Annotated in this window: 1 protein-coding gene; it reads left to right on the top strand. The window is 42.5% G+C overall.

Annotated elements, in window-relative coordinates; translation table 11 throughout:
• On the top strand, positions 1 to 580 hold a 580-nt coding region (locus BACCELL_RS12870; RefSeq protein WP_007212250.1), incomplete at its 5' end, for a tyrosine-type recombinase/integrase.
• Positions 581 to 691 lie beyond the last annotated feature (111 nt).

A 691-nucleotide genomic window follows, 5' to 3' on the forward strand; every position in this document is an offset into this window, starting at 1 on the left:
ACCAAGTTTGGGGGTGGCACGGGATCTGTTTATTCTTTCTTATTATCTACGAGGGATTCCTTTTATTGATTTGGCTTATTTACGGAAGACGGATATTCAGGATAATGTGCTTTGCTATCGCCGTAGCAAGACGGGGAGGATGTTGACGATTACGCTTGAACCGTGGATGTGGGAGATTATCGAAAGGTATTTATGTGACGATTCGGGTTCACCCTATTTATTAAGGATTATACGCCAACCGGGGAGTATACCTGAGGAGAGGAAACAATATGAGAGTGCCTTGCGACTTTACAATAAACATTTGTATCGGTTATCCGAGCGATTGGGATTGGGGGTGAGACTGACTTCATACGTAGCACGGCATACGTGGGCGACTCTGGCATATAATGAAGATATACCCGTATCTAAGATTAGTGCAGGGTTGAGCCATGCTTCGGAAGAAATTACACATACTTATTTGAGGTCGTTCTCTGATGAACAACTGGCGGTGGTGAATTTGCAAATGGCAGCATTGGTTAATCCGATGGCAGCAAAGGAATGGAAGAGAAAAGAAAGGGGAAAAGTAAATCGAAATGATTAAAGTAAGGAAAAACACTAAGAATGAGCTTCATATTTCTGTTCCGATTCCCGGTAGGAAACGGAACGATTCCGGCGGTAAAGGAACGATTTCCAATTGAAATAAACAAGAAAA

The sequence above is a fragment of the Bacteroides cellulosilyticus DSM 14838 genome (assembly GCF_000158035.1).
Taxonomy (GTDB): domain Bacteria; phylum Bacteroidota; class Bacteroidia; order Bacteroidales; family Bacteroidaceae; genus Bacteroides; species Bacteroides cellulosilyticus.